We start from the raw sequence: 20,598 nt of genomic DNA, 5'->3' as shown, positions 1-20,598 counted from the left end.
GCATGGTATTCATGGCGAAGAAGTTAGGCGTATTTCGTCATCCACCGGCAAAGCTTTGCGTGTAACAGGAAACAGGACGGTATAGCCGCGCCTTTGTGTGATCAAAAAGGATACAAAGTAATGAGCGACACAGCAAAGCGCGTCAGAAAAGTCATTGCCGCAAAGTTTAACATGGATGAAGCCGACCTTGTGTCTGAGGCATCGTTCGTCGCCGACCTCGGCGCTGACAGTCTGGATATCGTCGAAATCTCCATGGCCATCGAAAAAGAGTTCGGTATCGAGATTTTGATGACGACATCGAGAGCACCAAAACGCTTGGCGATCTAGAGTTATTAATCGACACAAAATCACAAGTTACGAGGTAAATCGCGCCACCCAATTTGCCACAATCGCACCTACGATGCGCTCCTGCGCCACCTTGGCATCGCGCGCAAGATCGAGCCGTTTGCGCAGCTTGACCTGTGGCACCAGCAGGAAGATCGGCACAGTGGTCAGCCCGCGCCCGGTCTTGGACCGCGAGGCCACGCCGACCCCGCGGGTATTCAGCCGCCCTTCGGCCACCAGCAAGCTCGGCACGTTGCGGCGATAAACAAACCGCAGCCGTAACCCGCGCCGACGTTCCCATTCGCCGGGCGTGATGCGCCCATCGCGCGCGGATTTACCCGCGGCCGCTGTCGGGATTGCGAGCCAAAAGCCATTCTGAGAGCGAATGAGCGGCCCCGTATCATGCGCGCCGACAACCACCGGCGCTTGCGACCAAACCAGTGCAGCCGCATTCAGGCTGGGTTGGCCCTTGGGATAGACCTCCGAGCGGATGGTGCGTGCAAGCCGTTGGCCAAGACCGGCTCCCGTGATCTGCGCGCGCCAAGCAGTTTTGAGGCTGGTGCCCGCGTCACCCACGGCCTTTGTGACGGCCTTTTCACCAGCGGTGATTTCAGCAGCCATCATGCCCGCCAAATTAGGCACAGCAGCGATATTCAGTTTCATGGTCGTGTCCAATCACATCGGTGGGCTTGGTGATGATGTTCAGACCGGCGTAAAGACTTGCCCTGTGTAAAAGTGTTCATAGGCACTGCCGATGTAATTCACAGGTGATCCGTCTTCCAAGCGAAACTCCCGGCTGGATTTCTGATCCGCCGCAGAGGCGCCAAAGCCCCATTCGACGACAAGCACCTCTTGGCCCTTTGCGCAAACACAGCGGATTTCTCGTAGTTTTTGGCGCATCAGGTTTCACCTCCAAGACAGGGTGCAATGAGACGAGGTGCAAATGGCCTGCGTCAATCTATCCCGTTCGCCTCGCGCAGTTCAAAAGTATTGCGAACACGCAAAAGAGCCCCGCAAATGATCTACTGCCCTGATCAAGCCTCAAATGAAGCGACAAAAACGCGACGATAGAGGTCAAAGATGTTTGACGGGTCAGGTGCTGATCATGCGCGCGCCCCTTCTTTAGCCCGTGACATCAGCATAAGGGTCAGGCCACCAGGGCAATAACTCCACCGTCCAGATCAAGCGCTCGCGATCGCGGATCGGCTCACCTTGGATCAGGAAGGTTTCTTCACCAAGCAGGATCTGCTCGTTCGGGCGGGGCGCGGGCAATTCAGACACGCGCACGTCGAAACGGAATGTTTCCGAGACCAGACGCGCCGCTCCGATCGTGGTCACATCATCATTGCGACGCGGGATGATGCGGATCTGGGTGAACTGCCCTTCGCTGTCACGATGCCAAGCCTCATGGGCGAGGTTCGGATCAGCGAACAGCAGATCGAGTGCCCCAGCAAAGGCGGTCATGTCTTAGTCCTTTCAGTTTGAACTCATGAGCCTGATCGCCAACCGCGGCCGCTTGTTGACCGGTAGGATGGATGCCTCTGTCATCAAATCAATCCAACGCCCCTTGGCATCAACTTGCTGGCGGGCATAGAGCGGCAAGCCGACTGTATTCGCGGCCTCCAGCAGATTGGCGGGGCCGCCGTAGGTCGTAAATGTATCGAAAGTGCCCAGCGGAAAAGCGATCCCTTCGCCCACACCAATGAAGCGCTCTGTCGTGCCGTTCGACAGCGGAGCACGGCCGTTATATTCCTCGAACAGAAGGCCGCCAAAAGGAAAGGCTCGCCGCATGTCGTCTCTCAACGGTTGCCCACCCGAGGCTGAAAAGAACTTGTAGGCGTCTTCGGTTTTGGGGTGGCTGATCAGCTTGTCAAAGAACTCCGAACTGACCAGTGCATGGGCGGTGCTCATGGTCTCGCCCATGAGGTTGTCTTCGATTGCGCGCAGCACGGTGCGGATCTTTGCCTGGATGTTGCTGCCGGCTGTGCCAAAGGCAAAATCGACAGAGATTTGTTCAAGGCCAAACTCAGCAAAATAATCATAAAGCGTGCTGCCCGCGCCGTCCTTGACGATCCCGCGCAGCGCATTCATCTCCATGTACTCGCGTGTCTGTGCGTGTTTGCGCCGCATCACTGTGAGCTTTTCCGTCATCACCTCGGTTAATGGGTCGGCCATGTCTGACATGCCAAGTGCGGGTACACCCTGGATATCCCCAGGAAGGATGATGTCGTCATGCGGGATCCAGGGCAGGCTAAAGCTGCGCATGGACCGCATTTCGCGTGTGCCTAGCGTTGCCGGTGCACCTAGTGGAACCGATGGTAGCAGGCTGAGTACGCCCTCACGCTGCTCGATTACAACAGAGCGCTGTGTGACACCTTGAAAGCGGAACAGGCCAAGCTGGCCCAGACGGGTATAAAGATTGGGCAGGATGTTGATGGCCTGTGTCATCTCGGCGAGCGAATAGCCGCCCGCGTCAAACGGGTTGCGCGTGATAGTCATTGTAAACTCCGGGGGATTGAGGGGCAGGGAATGGGTTGTGGTGGATTGGCGTGAAGCACTGGACGGCGCTTCGCGCGCGCTCAGGTACTGGTCGCTGCGTCAACCGCGCGCGGCGTTGAGCAAGGATCAAGCCTGATCGCGTGGTATGATCCCGATAGCGGTGAGCTGGCCGTGCTTGGTGGCAATCTTCGCTGCGTCATCGACGGTGGCGTCAAAGACCAGTGCCGACTTTGAGACGATGGCGGGGCCGCGCATGACAACCAATCCTGTCGCATCAGCGGACGTGGCATCAGCGGCGTAGAGCAGAACAGCCGCTGCGGTTTGCCCACCATCTGTGCCACCTGAGGTCGCAAGCTTGTATTTGCCGCTGGCGGTAATCCGACCGAGCACGGCGCCAACGGGATAGGCGGCGCCTGCCAGCAGGGTGATCGTTTCGCGGGTGAAGTTTGGGTTGAGCTCGTATTTGAGGACATCGCCCATGGAGGGCGGTTGGGTCAGCACGGACATGGGGTATCTCCAAAGGATTGAGGGACAAAAGAAATCCCCCGCCGGGGAGGAGCGGCGGGGGATCAGGTGGGCGGTCATGTATCAGGGTGGTAAGCGCTTCAGTGCCGACTGCCTGCCGAGGCAGCTTTCTTTGCGGCAGCCACGATAGGGCTCTCTGCGTTTTTTGGGATAATCGGCGAAGGTGGTGCCGCAACGATATCGCGGGCATCGGCTGCGGCGCTGGCGCGCTCCAGAACCAGCCGTCGCAAGGCTTCTGGGGCGGTGCCTTCGCGGAGTGCTTTCGCTGCATCGATTGCAATGCCGAGGCGACCGGCCTGTGCCGCGATGTCCGTGATTTCTGCTGCCGCTTCGCGCAGTTGCGCCGATAGCTCTGCCAGATTGCTCGGTTGCTTTGCCGTTGGCGTCTGCGTGGGCGCCGCAGCTGTTGGTGCGGGTTCCAATTGTTGCTGGGGCTCCTCGCCGGGATCAGGCAATGTGTCTGATGTCTCATCTGGGCTTTCCTGTGCGAAGTCTGTGGCCTCGGTGAGGTCTTCGCTGTCCTGTGCGGTATTTGTATTGGCGCTCATGGCGGCCTCCTTTGGTCGGGTGTAAGTGGCGCGGGGCAGGCGCGCGGTGGGGGATGGGCTCGATAGGCTTTCGCGGAAACGGACGAAGCCGCATGTGAGATCGATGACTTCATCGGCAAGGCCTGCAGCCACCGCATCCGCCCCGCGATAGGTTGCAGCCTCTGTGGCCAGCGCTGCCTCTTGGCTAAGCCTGCCAGCGCGGCCGGCGGCCACGGTCTCGGCGAAGAGAAACCGCAGCACATCGATCTCGCGCTGGATATCGCCCTGCACGGCTTCGGGCAGCGGCGCATACGGATTGCCATCGACCTTGTGCTGGCCAGAATGGATCAGGGTGACGCGCACGCCGTCCTGATCCAACTGGCTGCTCAGATCGGCATGCATAACGACCACGCCAATGCTGCCGACCGCACCGGTCCGCGGCAGCAGGATGCGATCAGCTTGGCTGGCCAGCGCGTATCCCGCCGAGAAGGCATGTTCTGCGACAAAGGCCCAAACCGGCTTGCTGCCCCGAATGGCCCGAATGCGATCTGCGAGATCAAAGACGCCAGCGACCTCACCGCCGAAGCTGTCGATGTCCAGCGCAATGCCGCGCACGGCCGGATCACTGGCTGCAGCGTTGATCTGTGCCGCGATCCCTTCGTAGCTGGTCTGGCCGGAGGATTGTCCGATCCAGCTGCCGCGATGGATCAGCACGCCGGCGATCTCGATCACAGCGATGCCATCTACAACCGGGTAGGGCGCGTCGCCATGTTGGCGCAGGCGCTCGGTGAGGTTTCCTGCGAGAATGCTGGCGCGGGCGGGCAGGGCGGCGGTACCGGGCGCATCGGTCACATCGTTGCCTGACAGTTCGACTTGTCGCCCAAGGATGCGCGGCCCAAGGCCGGACAGAAACGCCATGGCTTTGGAGGGCTCAACCAGCAGCGGTGTGTTAAACGCGCGCGCGGCAATGCGGGCATGGAGCATCAGGATTGGTCCTCTTCGGTGCGAGAACGCGCTGTCACGTCATCTGCTGTGTCATCACTGCCATCATCATCGTCGCTGCCATCGTCGTTGACCGGCACTGCCTGCACGCCCTGCGCGGGCGACCCCGGCCGGCGGAAGTCGAGGCCGAGCGCGCGCTCGCGCGCACGTTCGGCCGCAATCTCGCGATCAACCTGTTCGGCGTCATAGCCACGCTCGGCGATGGCTTGGGTGCGCGATTTCAGCCCTGCTTCGATCGAGGCGATTTCGGCATTGGCGTCTTTGAGCGGATCCACCCAGTCCCATTTGGTGGGGAGCCAATCCGCAGTGAGCAGCTGCACGCGGTTGGCCTCATAGCCGGGTAGGGTCAGCGCGCCGGACAGCACGGCGGCATCCATCCAGCGCGCATAAACGGGGCGGCAGAGCTGATAGACCATGACGGAGTGCTGCCAGGCCGAGACCCGGCGGCGGAATTCGATCAGAGCGAGACGCGAGTTCGAGAAGTTCCCCTTCACCATATCGTTGGCGATGTAGGGGTAGGGTATGCCAAGTGCAGCTGAGATTTGCAGCAAGGTGCGATATTGGAATGGCTCATAGGTGCCCCCGCTGTCGGCAGGCTGTCCGACGGTTACATCTTCGCCTGGATCAAGTCGCACGATCTGGCCGGGGCTGATTTCCACCCCGGCAGGCATCTCATCATCCTCGGCAGGCGCAAGGGGGTTCTCCGGCGCAGGCGAGGTGACAAACATTGCATACATTGCGGCGACCTTCTTTCGGTCGAGCTCGGCGTCGTCATACTGATCGAGCAGGAACAACTTCAAGATGGCGGGCGCCAGTTTCGACACACCGCGCAGCTGCCCACCCTCGACCGGGTCGATAATGTGGATCACTTCCGATGCAGGCACGCGGACGATCTCTCCTGCCAACCCCGGATCGGTGCTGTCGCCCGGGTGACGGCGGAAAAAGTGATAGGCGACGCGCCGTCCAATCCGGTCAAACTCGATGCCCTGCCTGATGGCATTCCCGTTCGCGGCGATGCCGGTTTGCTCCAGTGGCAACATTTCTGCAGGCAACATCTGCAGCTGCAAGGGGACGGTCAGCCCATCGCTTGGGCGGCGCATGAGGATGCGGAAGAACACCTCGCCTGCCAGAAACACCTCGCGTGCGGCGCGGCGCTGCAACCCGTAGAAATCGGTCAGCCCCTCGGCATCAGCCTCGTCGGTCCATGCAAGCCAGAGGCGCTGCAGCTCTTCCTTGCGCGCGGCGTCCCCTATTTTTGATATCGGCTTGATGCCATCGCCCACGGTATTGGCGGCCCAGCTTTCCACAGCGTTCACTGCATAGCCATTGTTGCGCACCAGCCAACGGGCGCGGGCGGTTATGTCAGGGCCCGAGGCTGCGATCAGCGCGTTGACATGGGCCCGTGTCGCCTGGAACCCGCGCAAGCGCCGATGATGCTGACCGGCATCAAAGCCACCGATGAAAGCCCCCAAACGCTGCCGCCAGTTCATCACAGATCCTTCACAGCGTAGGGACGCAGGATGCGCCCCGCGCTGCGCTCAATTTTGGCGATGCGCCGTTCGATATCTCCGATCGCGGCCGCGAGTTCGGCATCGGTGCCGTAGTTCACGGTCTTGCCGTCATAGCTGACCGACCGCGTGCCGCTGTAGCGCGCGGCCAACAGCGTACTGTGGCGGAGTTTCAACTCATCGAGGGTCATGGAACTCACTTGTATGGCACACTTTGAGTGTGTATGTTGAGTATGTGTCAGGAGGGCCCAATGCAGCACGCCACAGCAGAAAAACAACGCACCAACATCACCCTGACGGCCGCAAACCTGGCTGCCGCGCGGGAGTTGGGTCTTAATGTTTCAGCCATCAGTGACGCTGCAGTCGCCGAGGCTGTCCGCTTGGCAAAAGCAAAGGCCTGGGCTCAAGAGAATGCATCAGCCATCGCAGAGCGCTGTGCCTGGATCGAAGCGAATGGAACGCCCCTGTCGGATATTCAGGTTCTGAAGCTCGACTGATGGCACAGTTTCAGGTATATCGTATCGCCGGTGGTCGATTTGTACTCGACCTGCAGACTGATCTTATCGAGACCGGTACACGCGTGGTGGCGCCGCTCATACCAGCAGGTTCAGGGCCAAAGGCCATCGGGCGCCTCGAGCCAGTCTTCAAGATCGAGGGTGCAACATACGTTCTTCACACGGCTGAGATGGCTGCGATCCCGTCGGCGCTGCTCAAGGGTGGGTCTGTCGCTGATCTTCGCTCATCCGACTACGAGATCCGAGGCGCCCTCGATATGGTGTTCTCTGGCTTCTGATTACTCCATGTATTTGGGCGTGCTGATCTTCCAGCCGCGCCGCCGCGGGGTGGTGATACGTCCAGCTTGCGGTTCTGTTGCTTTGTCAGTTTCGGGCTGTGCCACGGTCGCCAATGTCTCGACCCCAGCCTGCTTCTCCAGCTGCCGCCACATCCGCTCATCAAAGCGATCTGCTCCAAGGATCCAGGCCGCGGCGCGTGCATAAACCCGGGTATCGAGCGCCTCGTTGCGTTCGCGCAGCTTTTGCCATTCCTGGCGGGCGTAGCCGCGCTTGTTGCGCAGGGTGACCAGCTGCTCGGCCACCAGCTGCTTGAGCCATTCGCTATCCACCCAGTCGGGTAGGTGGATGGTTCCTGGGGGCGATGCTACGCCCAGCGCCTGCTCTTCATCCGATGGCCTCTCGATACGCAGATACCGGTAGGTCTCAGCCTTGAAGGTGGCTGTGGCCACCGTCCAGAGCCGCGCGCCGCGTTTCAGTTTCCGTCCGTTCACCGTGGCATCAACAAAGGTCGGCCCCGATACTGGCGTGGCTCGGTTGAACCCTTCCAAGCCTTTTACGGGTGCGACTTGTGCGATGCCCTGCTTGCGCGCCCATGCATAAACAGCGGCAGACTCGTAGCCGGTGTCGATGGCCAGCTTTGCCAGCGTCATGATTGCGCCGTTCTGATGCGTCCAGGTCTGACCCAAGAGCGCTGACAGCTTATCCCAGCAGGCAGGATCATCCGGCCCACCCGGAATGACGATGTGATCCACTAGCCAGCTTTCCAGCCCGCGGCCCCAGGCCCAGACATCCACCTCGATCCGGTCCTTCTGCACGTCGGCGCCGGCAGTCAGGAACAAGCCACCCATGGGTACTTGCGCCGAGAAAACCACGCGCCGATCCGCAAGGCGCTGCCATTCCGGTGCCTCACCACTCTCCACCCAGGTCTCACCCAGCAGCGTGTTGCGCGCCGCGCGCAACATTTCGTCCGAGCCTTGGGCTGCCAGCCAGTCCCGCGCAATCTGTTCCCAGCTTTTCCAGCCAATCGGCGAATACAGCGCCGAGAGGTGGAAACCAATCGCGTTTGGATCGGCGCTAGTCGCCGTCGCGCGCCATTCTCCACGCGCCAGCATGTCCGTCTTGTGGTGCTCGGCGATCGGGCGCTCGCAGCCCTCGCAGGCATAGGCCGCGGTTTCGGGCCTGCCTTTCGCCCAGCGCAGCCGCTCGAACTGTAGCCATTGCATCGCACTGCAATGCGGGCAGGGTACAAAATACCGCCGCTGGTCGCTGGCTTCGAACTCGCGCTCGATGCGCGAGAGCCCCCGGATCGTCGGGGTCGAGACCATGAACACCTTGCGCCTGTGCGCAAAGGTCGTTGTGCGAGCCTCGGCCAGGCTGACTGGATCGCCTTCTTCATCTGCTGAAGCTGGATAGGCGTCCACCTCGTCCAGAAACACATAGCGTGCGGGCATCGACCGCAGGCCAGTGGCGCTGTTGGCACCGGTGAGCACCAAGATGCCGCCGGGGAATTCCTTCGACAGCATCGAATTGCCAGCGTCACGCGACCGCGCCGGCTGGACCCTTTCTTTCAGCGCGGGGCTGTCTTCAATCAGCGGATCAATCCTGCCACGCGATGTGCGCTTGGCCATCTCCACTGTCGGCAGCACAGCTAGCATGGGCCCCGGCGCGTGATGGATCACAAAGCCGATCCAGTTGTTACCGGCTTCCGTGGCGCCGACCTGGGCCGCTTTCATGAACGTGATGCGCTGCGCCGGATGACCGGGTGAGAGCGCATCCATGATGCCACGCAGATACGGCGTTCGGGCCGTGCGATATTGGCCGGGTTCTGCCGAAGCCCGCGATGACAGCTTACGATGCGCATCCGCCCATTGCGATACCGTCAGGTCCGGATCGGGCCGCATACCCCGACGCCAAACACGCAGAATGTCCTCGGCCCCGTCAAAGCCGAGATCGAGCCCATCGGCTAGATCAGTGTCATGATCTCCTTCATTCAAGCGAGACCCTGAGGTCTGCCAGGGCGTCGAGCTGCTCTCGGACATGGGTTTCCAGCACCCTTTGCAGGATCGCAGTCTCGATTGTCACGGGATTGCCCGAGGCCTTCTCCATCTCTGCGGATAATTGCGCGGCCATCAGGGCTGCCACACGGGTTGGCCAGGTCACCCATGTATCGCGCTCCTGGCGCGCAAGACGAAACACCAGCGTCTCGGCGCGCGCGCGATCAACCAGCACGCCTTTCTTGCGCTGGATCGATAGCTGCCGCTCTTGCGCCTGATAAACGGTCAGCGCTGTGCGCGCCTTGAGATACGAGGTGCTGTCTCCTGGACCGGAGACGCTGCCGCCCCCGATCGCTCCACCATCACCCCCAGCGCCCAAACTGCCCCGCGAGCGCATCTGCTGATCCGGATCCGTCATCGCGCCACGCCGTGCATCTGATGCCGCTGCATTAATCGACCCGTCTGCAAACAGCACCAACCGCCCGTTCTTGCGGGCCTTCTGCACCGCGCCGCGCGACAGGCCGGCGTGCTCTGCATAGGCGCGTTCAGACAGTCCTTCCATGGCGCTTTGATGATCCTCAACGCATTGTAAATAAACAGAAATAGCGATATAATTGAGTTGATTACACTTCGCGATAGAGCGAATCTGGTCTCACGCAAACACGCCTGACCGGAGACAAAACCATGACCCTTGCAGAACGCTACAACACTGAAGCCCAACGCCTGATGCCACACATGGCAGAGGATCTCGCAGTTGACGCTGGGATCGATAATGCGGGGCACATCGACGAGATTGTTTTCCGCCGCAGCGAATACCTCGGCGGTATGGCGGCGGTCCTCCTTGCGCTGCTCGACCAGCACAAGTGAGGGCGATCCAATGAGCACCCGCGCACAAATCGCCATCCAGACGGGGCCCAAAACATGGGCACACGTTTACTGCCACTTCGACGGCTACCCGTCTCACATGCTGCCAGCGCTGGCGCGCTGGACGCCCGAGGACATTCTGACCGCCCGCGAAATCCGCCACGTCAGTACCGACGCGCTCGATTGCTTTGCTCCTGCTCGCGCGCCTGTAATCCATCCCGAACCGCGCTGCGACTTTTGCCACACTTATGTGTTTGCGCAGGGTCGCTGGATTGAATGGAGGGCTGACTGAAGGCAAAACCAAATTCCCCCAATCCTGACAGGAGACCCTGATGCCCAAACTCACCGCTACCCAGACCCTCATTTTGACATGCGCCGCAAACCGCCCTGACAATCTGGCGATGCCCTTGCCTGAGGGGCTGCACGGTGCTGCCGCCAAGACGTCCGTGTCCAACATGATCGCGCAGGGCTGGCTCGAAGAAGTCGATGCCGACATGCGCAAAGGCGAGCCTCTTTGGCGCGAAACCGGCGATGGTCATGGCACCACGCTGGTGGTGACCGACGCAGGGATGCTGGCGGTCGGGATCGAGCCAGTGGTTGTCAAAACTATGGCAGCGGTCCGCAACCGTGTAGCTGAAAAGGCAAGTTCCAAGGCTCCGACACTGACACCGACGCCGCGAAGCGGCACCAAACAGGCAGAGGTAATTACGCTTTTGCAGCGCTCTGAGGGGGCGAGCATCGCCGAGATCGTCGCGTTAACGGGCTGGGCGCCGCACAGCGCCAGAGGCATGATCTCGGGTGTCTTGAGCAAGAAATTTGGCTTAGCTGTTATTTCCGCAAAGCAGGCTGACCGAGGACGGGTATACCGGATCGATCAGCAATCAATCTGATCCTGCGTGACAGTGGGTTAGTTCAGCAGGCGATAGTGCACTTCAGTTGGTTTACACGCCGCACCGTTAATCGGGATCAAATCTTGTGGACACGCGGACATCACCACGATGCAATCGATCATGGCACGCAAGATCACATGATCTCCTGGCTTACTGAGTGGCTCTCCCCATGTGATTTTGCCATCAGGGCCGACGGGAATGTTCATCCATAAGTTCAAAGGTGCGGGGCAATCAGCCGCCCGTCGATCAATCTGTGCCAGTGCAGCGTGCAGATTGTCGGTGCAATTGTTATGGTACTGCGTGCAGCCCAGTGCGGCATAGCGGTGGACATCACAAGCCGCGATCACCGTGTCATGCCGGCCTGGTGATGTATCTTCTTCCATGATCAAAATGGGCCGCCGACGATTTGTTGTCAGCCCGTCGCCTTTTGCGGGGAAGATACCTTGCAACGTGGCATGCAGATGCTCCATCGACATGAACTCGGACATGTCATGTGCATTAAAGCACCACGTATCGACAACCTGTTGGCCATGGGTGTTGATGATCTGGATTGCCTGCCCTTTTAACAAATGTACTGCACGGCCATAGCGGGCTGGAACAACTTGTAGGTCAGACATCAACTTCCACTTTCTATGCTTTTTTGAACCTTCATTGACCAAGACAAATTGGTCAAGGCGCATCAGCGTTTGCGGTGGTCTACGCAGCAGCCATGGCTGCGACAGTTTTGGCGACAATTCTTCAATTTAGAATATTCAACCAATGACACCGGCTGAAACGTAAGGACGCACTCATGCCGCCAACCGCTTTGCCTTCAGGGCGCTGAACGGTTCGCCGGTTTCCACCAAGACAGCATCAACCCGCGTGAATTGTTGCCAGCGCTCGATGGCCACATCGACATAGGCCGGGTTCAACTCTACCCCGAAGCACACGCGCCCCGTGGTCTCCGCCGCGATCAGCGTCGTGCCGGATCCCATAAAGGGCTCATAGACTGCTTGGCCAGGGCTTGAGTTGTTCAGGATCGGACGCCGCATGCATTCAACCGGCTTTTGCGTGCCGTGGACGGTCTCGGCATCCTGATCCTTGTTTGCAATCTGCCAGAGCGTGGTCTGCTTCCGGTCGCCCGCCCAATGGCCTTTGCCTTTGGCGCGCACAGCGTACCAGCAGGGCTCGTGCTGCCAGTGGTAGTCACCGCGGCTCAGCACCAACCGGTCCTTTGCCCAGATAATTTGCGAGCGGATATTGAAGCCTGTCACCGTGAGGCTTTCTGCCACGGTCACAGCATGCAGCGCGCCGTGCCAGATATAGGCGACGTCACCAGGGAACAGTGACCACGCCTCGCGCCAGTCAGCGCGATCATCGTTCAGCACTTTGCCGGTGCGTTTGGTTGCTGCAGCGCCTGCTTTATTACGCCACCCGGGATCGTATTCCACGCCATACGGCGGGTCAGTTACCATCAGCATGGGCTTCACGTCACCTAGCAACCGCCCGACCACGTTGGCTGCCGTGCTGTCGCCGCAGATGAGCCGGTGCGATCCCAGTTGCCAGAGGTCGCCTGGGACAGATATTGGCGTGACCGGTAACTCGGGCACATCGTCCTCGCCCTCGACAGGGCCATCGGCGCCCAGTGCATCGGGGTCCCGCAGCAGCGCTTCCAGATCATCGTCGCTCATGCCCAGCAGCGTCAGGTCAAAATCCTCAGCCAGCAGCCCCGCGATCTCGTCGCGCAGCATGGCTTCATCCCATTCGCCCATCTCAGTCAGTTTATTGTCCGCGATGCGGTAGGCCCGGCGCTCAGCCTCGTCCAGATGACCCAGCCTGATCACCGGCACCTCGGTCAGTCCCAGCATCGTTGCGGCTAGTACCCGACCATGGCCGGCGATCAACTCGCCATCATCAGCCACCATGCAGGGCACGGTCCAGCCAAACTTGGCCATGCTGGCGGCAATCTTGGCCACCTGGTCGTCGCCGTGCATCTTGGCATTGCGCACATAGGGGCGCAGCCGGGCAATCGGCCAGCTTTCGATCTGGCTCGGTGCAAAGACGAGGTCCATAATGCAGGTCTCATATCTAGGATAAGGCGGACATGCGCATGGGCGCGGGCGGGATGGCCAGCGTCAGGATCGGGGTCCGGGATGTGGGGGAGATTAACGCACCTGCGAGGTCTTTCCTCTGGGTGCAATTCTTCGATGGTCAAGGGGTACGTCAAGGGGGCTAGAAATGTCAAACCCTTTTTGCGTGTTGAATCAACATGTTTAATGGGCACGGTTTACGATCGTGAGCAATGGTCGCGAATATCGTCCCCCAATGGCTAGAAAAATGACGTCAGAGCTTAAATTTCAGACAGTCTCCCAGTGAAGCGAATTTCAGCTCTGGCACCGGTACAATGTGGATATAAGATGCGAAGGCATCACCATCCATCGCCCCTTTGATGACTTGTGCCAGCAACCTTTGGGACGTCAGCCAGGCAATGAAAGTCTATGTGTCCCATTACCCGGACGGCGAATCCATGCGCCACCGATGTTCGTGTCAAGCGCGCTCCCAAAGTCAGGTTTGTTTTGACTCGCGTATCGTCAATTAATACAGACCCTGTGGCTGTCGTTGCATGGCAGGCATGCGCCGTTCCTGCTGGTCCCGCCGCGCGAGCCTGTTTCGGATGCTACGCTGTTCACAGTGACGAATGATTTTTGAAGCTGAAGTCAAGAAGCATGAGCAGTTCCACAATCAAAGAGTAATTCACCCGCACCCTCTCGGCACTGGCTAGCGCATTGCGTGTAAGACGATGCATGATATTGGGGTCCTCCGCAACTTGCTGCTAAATAAACGCCTAATAGACCGCAAGCCTACTGGGCTTGGCGTTGCGCCCCCGCTTAATAGCTTTCTCCCGCCGCACTGCCGGATCGCACACGCCTAGCCTGATCTAGTCGCAGCTGAATTCCCAGCCGCACCGCGGCAGCACGACCGCTAAAACCTGCGTCATATTGTGGTGCAGGCGCTCGCCAAGTGCGCTCGATAGTGGTGATGCCACGATCAATCGTCCCAAACGGGATGAAACACATGTCCACACTCTAGGGAACTTCACGATGCTGGGTTTCACCGAAACACTCTGATGCCACATCAGCGGGAAGCCCACGTGCCAATGGCCCTGATGGCCTATAACAACAGCCCGTTCGCAGGTGTCATGCGGAGGACGAAGTTCAGGACCCTGTCTCCATATCTATCACATTCCTACCTTAACTTGCTACCTGTCTCCAACTCCTGTCCCGTACGGGTCTATTGCGACGCACTGCCACAAATGGGACACGGTTCAGACGCCATGGCTTAAGTCAGCTGATGCCAAAAATGCCCTTTGGAAAACCTGCATTGAGCGCTGTCACCCTTGATGGCCCGGCAATGAAAGCCTTAAACGGATTATGGGTCGTTACGCCGCCCGCTTCCTCGATCAGAAGCAAACCTGCTGCCGCGTCCCAAATGTTGAGTTCCCCTTCGTGAAAGGCATCAAACCAACCGGCGAGAATACCCAGGAAACAGATCGTCGCCGCGCCGTAGCGCCGATGTTCAACGCCTGCATCCAGAAGTGCACTGATCGAGGCAAAATATTCCTGCAATGATGTGCGTGGCGAATATCCTAGCGCCATGATCGGATTTTCGACTACCGCCGGATTGAAGGTGATACGCTTATCATTCAGGTAGCAGCCCAGCCCACGCCGTGCCCACGCCGTCATCCCCAAATCGGGTGCATGAATGACCCCGTGCGTCAGCGTTATCCCATCGAACCTGCCGATTGAGATAGCCCAGTTTGGCGTCCCGCGGGAGAAGTTCACTGTTCCATCGATGGGATCGATAATCCAAATGACGCTCCCTGTGCCGGTTAGGCCGCCTTCCTCACCAAGGATCGTCACATTGGGCTCCAGTGCTTCGATGCGATCGCGCAACAGGGCCTCTACGGCGATGTCGGCTGCTGTTAGCAGATCCATTGGCCCTTTTTCTCGGATCTTGAGGCTTTCGGGACGGGTCCGCATGTTTTGCGCGATCAGCCCAGCCTCGCGGGCCATGTCCAGCATTGAGTTCAGGCGATCATCCCGCATGTCGTGTCGTTCCTCGAAGTTTTGCAGTCAGTGGCTCTTTTACGAGCTTGTTGTCAGAGAAATCGCCCGCCAGTCGCTCAATCAGGAGGCGCACGACAGTCGTGGTCTGGGCGTCGATGTCCTGCCGGATCGTCGACAGGTCGTAGGCGCCCCAGCCTGCTTGTTCGATATCGTCAAACCCCAGTACTTGAATTTGGTCGGGTACTTTAACGCCGTGGTCAATTCTCAAAGCATCAAGTGCGCCAAGTGCCATCAGGTCGGTGGCGCAAAAAAGACCGTCGATCTGCTGGAGAACTACTCCGTCGGTTTCGGCGATGTTGGCCCGCGAACGTGCATAGCTCTGGTCGTCGGCAAGAAAAGTTTCGATTGGAATACCTTGCGACCGGGCATAGCTCATGAACGCGTGGGCCCGTCCCGAGACAGAATAGGTCTCAGTTCTGGGCATCAGACATCCCAGTTTTGTAGCGCCAAATTCGATCAGTAAGCGTGCGGCCATGATTCCTCCCGTCTCGTTGTCGGCCACAACCCGGTCACCCCAACCAGAATTACCAGGACGGTTGATTAGCACCACTGGCAATCCGAAGCGGGCACAATCCTCGATAAGGGCAGGCGGCGGCGTGTCAGAGGTGAAGATCATGCCAGCGACGTTGTAGCCTAAAAGGGACTCGATCAGCGTACCCACCTGATCCGGCCGCTCGGCCGTAATCAGCATCGGCTTTAGTCCTTCACGGATTAACATCTCGCTCAGCCTTGCCACCTGATGCGATCGCAGTGGGGTATCAAGTCGGGAGGCAACCAGTCCGACAATGCCAGAATGATCTCGCTGTAGGCTGCGGGCAAGCGAATTGACCCGGTATCCTAATTCGGTTGCGGCCTTCGTGACCTTTTCCTTTGTTTGAGGCAATATACAGGCACCCGGCGTAAAGGCCCGCGAAACAGCCGATCGTGACACCCCTGCGAGGCGCGCCACGTCAAAGGAAGTGGGTTTTCGCGGCATATCCCTAACCATTGCAGCTGGCTCTGAGCGAATGGCGCGCAAAGGTGAACGGATGGTCTAGGTTAAACAGGTCGGGCCGCATCATAAGGATCTGGTCGAACACGTCGGTGTCACTGCCCCTATAGGCCACCATTGACATAATCGCACTGCCGCGCAGGGTAGCGATTTCGAGAGGATCGGCGTCGGGACGGAACTCCACGACATTGGCGCGATAATCCAATAGTGTCTCGGATAGCGAGCCGTAATCCTCGCGCCGCGCCATGATCTGCGCATTGGCACTAAAGCTGCGCAACTCGCGTAGTGCATCGCGGTTGAAAGACCAAAAGAAGACACGGTCGAGCATTCCTTTCTGCTTGACCTGTTCCAGAACTGGGCCGGGAGGAGCTGATTTGAGTTCAAGATAAGCCCGTGCGTCGTAACGCGCCACAAGAGCCAGAGTTTCCTCCAAGGTAGGGATGCGCGTTCCAGCAAAAAATGGGTCGAACCATGATCCGGCGTCAAGGGTACGCAACTCCTCCAACGTTCTTATGGTGACCAGGCCAGAACTGTTCGTGGTTCGGTCAAGATTGGGGTCGTGGATCACTACAATCTCACCATCGGCGGTGCTGTGCAAATCGACCTCTACATGGCTGAATCCCGCCGCCAGCGCGCATTCCAGTGCAGGCAGCGTGTTTTCCGGTGCGATCCGATTGGCGCCCCTGTGACAGACCACACCGAAGGGGTAATTTGAAGGTGGGCGAAACGGGTTGACTAGTTCAGGCATGTCTGAGCAGATCCCCGTCACAGGTTTTGTGCGGATTGCGGCCATGCGAGCTGGATCTTCTTCATGCCACAAGACAACGCGTTTACCATCCGTAAAGGCACGGGAAAAAAAGGCGGGTGTGAGGGTGTCCTGTGGGAAAGGCAGATGCTCCCAGCACAGGTGGATCACGTCGGCCCGCGCCGCATGATCGTGCGGATCAGCTCCCTGCGGTACCAGCGCGGCCACCGCATAACGGCTGCCCGCGGAGCGCAGCACATCGACAATGGCGGTGTTGAAAGCGCCGAGAATGATGGGTTCGATTGCCGCATCCTGAAGTAGGCGCAGCGTCGGCAAAGCAGCATTTTCGTCTTTGATGTCGGCATAAAGCCCCGCGCCCAATTCGCTGGCAAGGGTAACCACCTCGGACAGATCGGGGCAATCCGGCATCCGTTCGAGCAAGGCTTGCCGCGTAAGGCCGTCGAGCCGGGTTCCATCGGCGAGAGTGGCGTCATGGTGAACGACTGGCACTCCGTCTGCGGTGATCCGGATGTCAATTTCCCACATGTCAGCGCCTAGGTCGGCCGCCTTGCGAAAGGCGGCCAGAGTGTTGGCCGGCGCGTAGGCCGAGGCGCCGCGATGGGCGATTGACCAGGGCCGCGCAGGCAGATGATCGGGCGTCATAGTCGATTTCCTTCTCGCGAAAAGGCAAGTATGTCGCGGAGTGATACACCCCAGTTCACACGGTCTCCCAGACGAACTGGATAGCTGGTGGGCAGGATAGCGCGCAGCACGCCGCCACATTCAAGACGCACGTCGACAAGTTCTTCGCGTCCTTGCGGCTCTACGAAAATCACTTCGCCTGAAAGGCCAGTCCCGTGCTGGGGCCCAAAATATTCGGGCCGGATACCCAAAATTACTTCGCCCCGCGCTTCAAGCCCGTCGGGACGTTTAATCGCCTGTCCCCGACCGATTACCAGTTGCTCTTCCGCCTGGGCAGGCAGGAACGAGATCGGTGGATTGCCGAGGAATCCCGCAACGAATTGCGATTGCGGATTGGCATACATCTGCTTGGGTGTGTCAAGCTGGACAATCTCGCCATCCTTCATCAGGGCGATCCGGTCGCACATCGACATCGCCTCGACCTGATCATGGGTGACGAGGATCGCGGTGATGCCAGTCTCGCGTTGGATCCGCCGGATCTCGGCCCGCATCTCGAGCCTGAGCTTGGCGTCAAGATTGGCCAACGGCTCGTCAAGCAAGAGAACATCCGGTTTCCTGATCATTGCGCGGGCCAGAGCCACGCGTTGCTGCTGCCCGCCCGAAAGCTGGGCCGGTCGCCGGTCAAGAAGTTCTCCGATTTGGACGAGATCTGCAAGGCGCCGGACTTCGGCCGCGATCTCATCTTTGGGGCGGCGCATGACCTTGAGTGGAAAGCCGATATTCTGTTCGGCGGTCATGTGTGGATAAAGCGCATAGTTCTGGAACACCACGCCGACAGACCGCTGCTGCGCCGGAACTGCAGTCACGTCGCGATCTCCGAAATAAAGCTTGCCACCGGTCATCTTGTGAATGCCGCATATCGCAAAAAGCGTTGTGGACTTGCCGCAGCCTGATGGCCCAAGCAGGGCTAGCATCTCGCCGCTACCAACGGTCAGGTCCATGTTTTCAATGACAGTGACCGGCCCAAAGGCCTTGGTGAATTTCGTGAGCCTCAGTTCCATTAACCTTTTGTCCCTCCGCCGTAGATGTTCATCAGCTGTTTCTGAAAAATTAGATAGATAACGATGACAGGTATTGAGTAATACAACCCGATCGCCTTGAAGAGGCCGAAATCTGCGGTCGCGTCATCCTGGATCACAGCATTCATGAATGTGGATAGCACCTGTGTGCTTGACCCTGGTGCCAGCACGAGGGGCAATATGAATTCCGACCAGCCCGACAGAAACGAGATGATCAGAAGCGCTGCGAGACCCGGTTTGACCTGTGGAATAACCAGTTCCCACCAGACGCGGAATCGCGAGGCGCCATCCTGAACGCCGGCTATCTCGATCTCCCAGGGGACGGTGTCGTAGAAGCCCTTCATGATCCAGACACCGAATGGCAGCTCGAGCGCGGTTTTTACGAGAATGACGCCCACAAGCGTGTCGAAAAGACCCACCGCCTGGAGGATAATGAAAATCGCGATGATCAGTGTTATCGTCGGAAAGGCGTGCAAGATGATGAGCCCACCCAGGAAATAGGGTCGCCCTGGCATGTTCAGTCGTGAAAGCGCATAACCCGCGGTGGTCGAACAAAGGGTTACGAGAAAGGCTGTGGTGCTAGCAAAGATGAAGGTGTTAAATGTAACCTCCCAGATCGTGGGCCGCCCAGTATCTATCCTTTCCCACAAAAAGCGCCAGTTCGACACATCGATCCTGCCGGGGATAAGTGAACCTGGGTCGGGAGAGGCCACGCTATCGATGACTTGGTAGAGATACATGACTACTAGTGGGCTCGAAAAGATTGCGAGGATCAGGACAATAGGCCATATGCGCTGCGTTCCGGTCATTGCTCAATCCTCGGCTTGGACAGTAATTCTTTGAAGTTAAAGAACCTTAGATAAAGTATCGATAACGCTATTCCGATGAATACTAGTGCCAGCGCATAGGCCGCCCCCAGCCCGTATTGTAGGTTGCCAGCGTAATTATTGAGCGCGGTGTGGTAGGCGGCCAGTGCCCAAACCTCAGTCGACCGGCCAGGGCCACCATCGGTGGCCAGAAGGATGTATTCGAAGGACGTCAGAAGGCTGAGCGTCTGGTAAGATGTCATGAACAGGATCGGCCAGCGCATCTGCGGCAGGATGATGTAGCGCACCTGTTGCCAGCGGTTGGCGCCATCCACCTCGGAGGCATAGAGCATCGAGGTCGGGATCGCCTTGATCGCCGAAGAGAACAGGATCATCCCCAGCGAGGCGCCAACAAATCCGTTGATTAGGATCACCGCGGTCCAGGCATGGGTCGAGGTGTGAAGCAACCAATTCTGCTGCGGCACACCGAACCAGCCAGTCACCGTCGCGATGAAACCCTGGTCCCAAGTGAACCAGTTCCACATCAGCACATAAAGGACAGGCGGCAGGATGCGCGGCAGGAACCAGATTGCACGGAATGTATTGGCCAATTTCCCCGGCAGGTAAAAGGTCGAGATCGCGAGGAACAGGCCGAACAGGATATTGAAAGCCAGCGTGCAGACCACGTAAAAGGCCGTGTTCGCCGCATAGCGCAGGGTCGATGGCAACTCCATCAAAAGCGAGAAGTTACCTGTCGTCCAGGTCCAGCCAGTATAGGCGAATTCGGTCAGTGTGTCGTGGTCGGTCGGGTCTATCTGGGTCTCGTCCAGAGCTGCGCGTAACGCTTCAACCGTTGCGTATCGCGTGCCAAGAACAGTTGAGGAAAAGAGGTCGGCAGCGGCCTTGCGGTCGCGGGTGTTGCGGATCGGTTCAGTAAGGTTGCGTAGCACAGTTTCAAGGTCGCGCCGGGCGTCGAAGGTTTCACCCAAGAAATCTTCGCGCAGCTCGTTGGCCGTAGCCTCATCAAATTTCTCGGCCAGTACCGCGAGTCCTGCTTCGGAGATGACATATTTTGACGATTCAAGTTTCTTGATTGATTCGGAGCTGACGTCGGTATCGCGCAGGCTGTCGACCTGGGTCGAGTTGATCTGGTAGGCGCCGCCCATGATGCCTGTTGATGTCGACATGTTAGTAAAGGCGAATACGACCGTCAGCAGTACTGGCAAAGCAAAGAAAAAGAAGACGGCGATAAGTGCAGGTGACAAGAACCCGAATGCGAGTATGCGTGTTTTCATGGCCCAA

The 20,598-nt window shown here is 58.8% G+C and carries 23 protein-coding genes and 1 pseudogene; 6 read left to right on the top strand and 18 right to left on the bottom strand.

The window, feature by feature from the left end:
* The first annotated feature begins 120 nt into the window (after positions 1 to 120).
* Positions 121 to 365: pseudogene (gene acpP / locus LOKVESSMR4R_RS12765) on the top strand (acyl carrier protein).
* Here the strand turns inward: acpP and LOKVESSMR4R_RS12760 are convergent.
* The 8 genes from LOKVESSMR4R_RS12760 to LOKVESSMR4R_RS12725 all read right to left on the bottom strand — a co-directional run bounded on the left by LOKVESSMR4R_RS12760 (position 355) and on the right by LOKVESSMR4R_RS12725 (position 6,576).
* Positions 355 to 987, bottom strand: coding sequence for a DUF6441 family protein (locus LOKVESSMR4R_RS12760; protein ID WP_087208945.1), 633 nt, complete (start codon positions 985 to 987; stop codon positions 355 to 357). The pseudogene acpP and the gene LOKVESSMR4R_RS12760 sit on opposite strands and share 11 nt — an antisense overlap.
* 39 nt (positions 988 to 1,026) lie before the next feature.
* Positions 1,027 to 1,224: a hypothetical protein gene (locus LOKVESSMR4R_RS12755; RefSeq protein ID WP_087208943.1), complete on the bottom strand. Its 198-nt coding sequence runs from the start codon at positions 1,222 to 1,224 to the stop codon at positions 1,027 to 1,029.
* Between the two features lie 222 nt (positions 1,225 to 1,446).
* Positions 1,447 to 1,788 carry a head-tail joining protein gene (locus LOKVESSMR4R_RS12750; protein WP_087208941.1) on the bottom strand — a complete coding sequence of 114 codons (342 nt, stop codon included), beginning with the start codon at positions 1,786 to 1,788 and terminating at the stop codon, positions 1,447 to 1,449.
* Positions 1,789 to 1,800: 12 nt separating this feature from the next.
* The gene (locus LOKVESSMR4R_RS12745; RefSeq protein ID WP_087208939.1) at positions 1,801 to 2,823 is read right to left on the bottom strand and encodes a major capsid protein; all 1,023 of its coding nucleotides are present in this window, start codon (positions 2,821 to 2,823) and stop codon (positions 1,801 to 1,803) included.
* A gap of 126 nt (positions 2,824 to 2,949) precedes the next feature.
* On the bottom strand, positions 2,950 to 3,330 hold the full coding sequence (locus LOKVESSMR4R_RS12740; RefSeq protein ID WP_087208937.1) for a head decoration protein: 381 nt from the start codon (positions 3,328 to 3,330) through the stop codon (positions 2,950 to 2,952).
* Between the two features lie 98 nt (positions 3,331 to 3,428).
* Positions 3,429 to 4,859, bottom strand: coding sequence for a S49 family peptidase (locus tag LOKVESSMR4R_RS12735; protein ID WP_087208935.1), 1,431 nt, complete (start codon positions 4,857 to 4,859; stop codon positions 3,429 to 3,431).
* Entirely contained in the window at positions 4,859 to 6,367 is a 1,509-nt protein-coding gene (locus LOKVESSMR4R_RS12730; RefSeq protein WP_087208933.1) for a phage portal protein, read from the bottom strand. The genes LOKVESSMR4R_RS12735 and LOKVESSMR4R_RS12730 overlap by 1 nt, the downstream gene beginning before the upstream one ends.
* A complete protein-coding gene (locus tag LOKVESSMR4R_RS12725) occupies positions 6,367 to 6,576 on the bottom strand; it encodes a phage head-tail joining protein (RefSeq protein ID WP_087208931.1) in 210 nt (69 codons plus the stop codon). The genes LOKVESSMR4R_RS12730 and LOKVESSMR4R_RS12725 overlap by 1 nt, the downstream gene beginning before the upstream one ends.
* Positions 6,577 to 6,636: 60 nt before the next feature.
* Here LOKVESSMR4R_RS12725 and LOKVESSMR4R_RS12720 point away from each other — a divergent pair, with 60 nt between their 5' ends.
* Positions 6,637 to 6,882, top strand: coding sequence for a type II toxin-antitoxin system CcdA family antitoxin (locus LOKVESSMR4R_RS12720; protein WP_087213174.1), 246 nt, complete (start codon positions 6,637 to 6,639; stop codon positions 6,880 to 6,882).
* A complete protein-coding gene (locus LOKVESSMR4R_RS12715) occupies positions 6,882 to 7,178 on the top strand; it encodes a CcdB family protein (protein ID WP_087208929.1) in 297 nt (98 codons plus the stop codon). The genes LOKVESSMR4R_RS12720 and LOKVESSMR4R_RS12715 overlap by 1 nt, the downstream gene beginning before the upstream one ends.
* Here the strand turns inward: LOKVESSMR4R_RS12715 and LOKVESSMR4R_RS12710 are convergent, their stop codons facing one another.
* Positions 7,179 to 9,218: a phage terminase large subunit family protein gene (locus LOKVESSMR4R_RS12710; protein WP_087208927.1), complete on the bottom strand. Its 2,040-nt coding sequence runs from the start codon at positions 9,216 to 9,218 to the stop codon at positions 7,179 to 7,181.
* Positions 9,166 to 9,735 carry a hypothetical protein gene (locus tag LOKVESSMR4R_RS12705; protein WP_087213171.1) on the bottom strand — a complete coding sequence of 190 codons (570 nt, stop codon included), beginning with the start codon at positions 9,733 to 9,735 and terminating at the stop codon, positions 9,166 to 9,168. Before LOKVESSMR4R_RS12705 ends, LOKVESSMR4R_RS12710 begins: the two co-directional genes overlap by 53 nt.
* 122 nt (positions 9,736 to 9,857) lie before the next feature.
* On the opposite strand from LOKVESSMR4R_RS12705, the gene LOKVESSMR4R_RS12700 reads away from it, so the two are divergent.
* From LOKVESSMR4R_RS12700 to LOKVESSMR4R_RS12690, 3 genes are read left to right on the top strand one after another with little or no spacing between them, the layout of a single operon-like run.
* Positions 9,858 to 10,040, top strand: a complete 183-nt coding sequence (locus LOKVESSMR4R_RS12700) for a hypothetical protein (protein WP_087208925.1) — start codon at positions 9,858 to 9,860, stop codon at positions 10,038 to 10,040.
* Between the two features lie 10 nt (positions 10,041 to 10,050).
* Positions 10,051 to 10,329, top strand: coding sequence for a hypothetical protein (locus tag LOKVESSMR4R_RS12695; protein ID WP_087208922.1), 279 nt, complete (start codon positions 10,051 to 10,053; stop codon positions 10,327 to 10,329).
* A 40-nt stretch (positions 10,330 to 10,369) separates the two neighbouring features.
* Positions 10,370 to 10,927, top strand: coding sequence for a DUF3489 domain-containing protein (locus LOKVESSMR4R_RS12690; protein WP_087208920.1), 558 nt, complete (start codon positions 10,370 to 10,372; stop codon positions 10,925 to 10,927).
* A 17-nt stretch (positions 10,928 to 10,944) separates the two neighbouring features.
* Here the strand turns inward: LOKVESSMR4R_RS12690 and LOKVESSMR4R_RS12685 are convergent, their stop codons facing one another.
* From LOKVESSMR4R_RS12685 to LOKVESSMR4R_RS12650, 8 genes are all read right to left on the bottom strand, one after another.
* Positions 10,945 to 11,607, bottom strand: coding sequence for an urea carboxylase-associated family protein (locus tag LOKVESSMR4R_RS12685; protein WP_335673964.1), 663 nt, complete (start codon positions 11,605 to 11,607; stop codon positions 10,945 to 10,947).
* Between the two features lie 108 nt (positions 11,608 to 11,715).
* A complete protein-coding gene (locus tag LOKVESSMR4R_RS12680; RefSeq protein ID WP_087208918.1) occupies positions 11,716 to 12,978 on the bottom strand; it encodes a site-specific DNA-methyltransferase in 1,263 nt (420 codons plus the stop codon).
* 1,272 nt (positions 12,979 to 14,250) lie between these two features.
* Positions 14,251 to 15,012 carry an inositol monophosphatase family protein gene (locus tag LOKVESSMR4R_RS12675; RefSeq protein ID WP_087208916.1) on the bottom strand — a complete coding sequence of 254 codons (762 nt, stop codon included), beginning with the start codon at positions 15,010 to 15,012 and terminating at the stop codon, positions 14,251 to 14,253.
* Positions 15,002 to 16,009: a LacI family DNA-binding transcriptional regulator gene (locus LOKVESSMR4R_RS12670; RefSeq protein WP_157898219.1), complete on the bottom strand. Its 1,008-nt coding sequence runs from the start codon at positions 16,007 to 16,009 to the stop codon at positions 15,002 to 15,004. Before LOKVESSMR4R_RS12670 ends, LOKVESSMR4R_RS12675 begins: the two co-directional genes overlap by 11 nt.
* 4 nt (positions 16,010 to 16,013) lie before the next feature.
* Complete coding sequence (locus LOKVESSMR4R_RS12665; RefSeq protein ID WP_087208913.1) at positions 16,014 to 17,432, bottom strand: glycerophosphodiester phosphodiesterase; 1,419 nt, start codon at positions 17,430 to 17,432, stop codon at positions 16,014 to 16,016.
* Complete coding sequence (locus LOKVESSMR4R_RS12660; protein ID WP_087208911.1) at positions 17,429 to 18,472, bottom strand: ABC transporter ATP-binding protein; 1,044 nt, start codon at positions 18,470 to 18,472, stop codon at positions 17,429 to 17,431. The genes LOKVESSMR4R_RS12665 and LOKVESSMR4R_RS12660 overlap by 4 nt, the downstream gene beginning before the upstream one ends.
* Positions 18,472 to 19,299, bottom strand: a complete 828-nt coding sequence (locus LOKVESSMR4R_RS12655) for a carbohydrate ABC transporter permease (RefSeq protein ID WP_087208909.1) — start codon at positions 19,297 to 19,299, stop codon at positions 18,472 to 18,474. Before LOKVESSMR4R_RS12655 ends, LOKVESSMR4R_RS12660 begins: the two co-directional genes overlap by 1 nt.
* A complete protein-coding gene (locus LOKVESSMR4R_RS12650; RefSeq protein ID WP_087208907.1) occupies positions 19,296 to 20,591 on the bottom strand; it encodes a carbohydrate ABC transporter permease in 1,296 nt (431 codons plus the stop codon). Before LOKVESSMR4R_RS12650 ends, LOKVESSMR4R_RS12655 begins: the two co-directional genes overlap by 4 nt.
* Between the last annotated feature and the right edge of the window lie 7 nt (positions 20,592 to 20,598).

Source organism: Yoonia vestfoldensis, from assembly GCF_002158905.1.
Lineage (GTDB): Bacteria > Pseudomonadota > Alphaproteobacteria > Rhodobacterales > Rhodobacteraceae > Yoonia > Yoonia vestfoldensis_B.
Note: the sequence above shows the minus strand (reverse complement) of the source record. Positions and strands in the feature narration are given on the sequence as shown.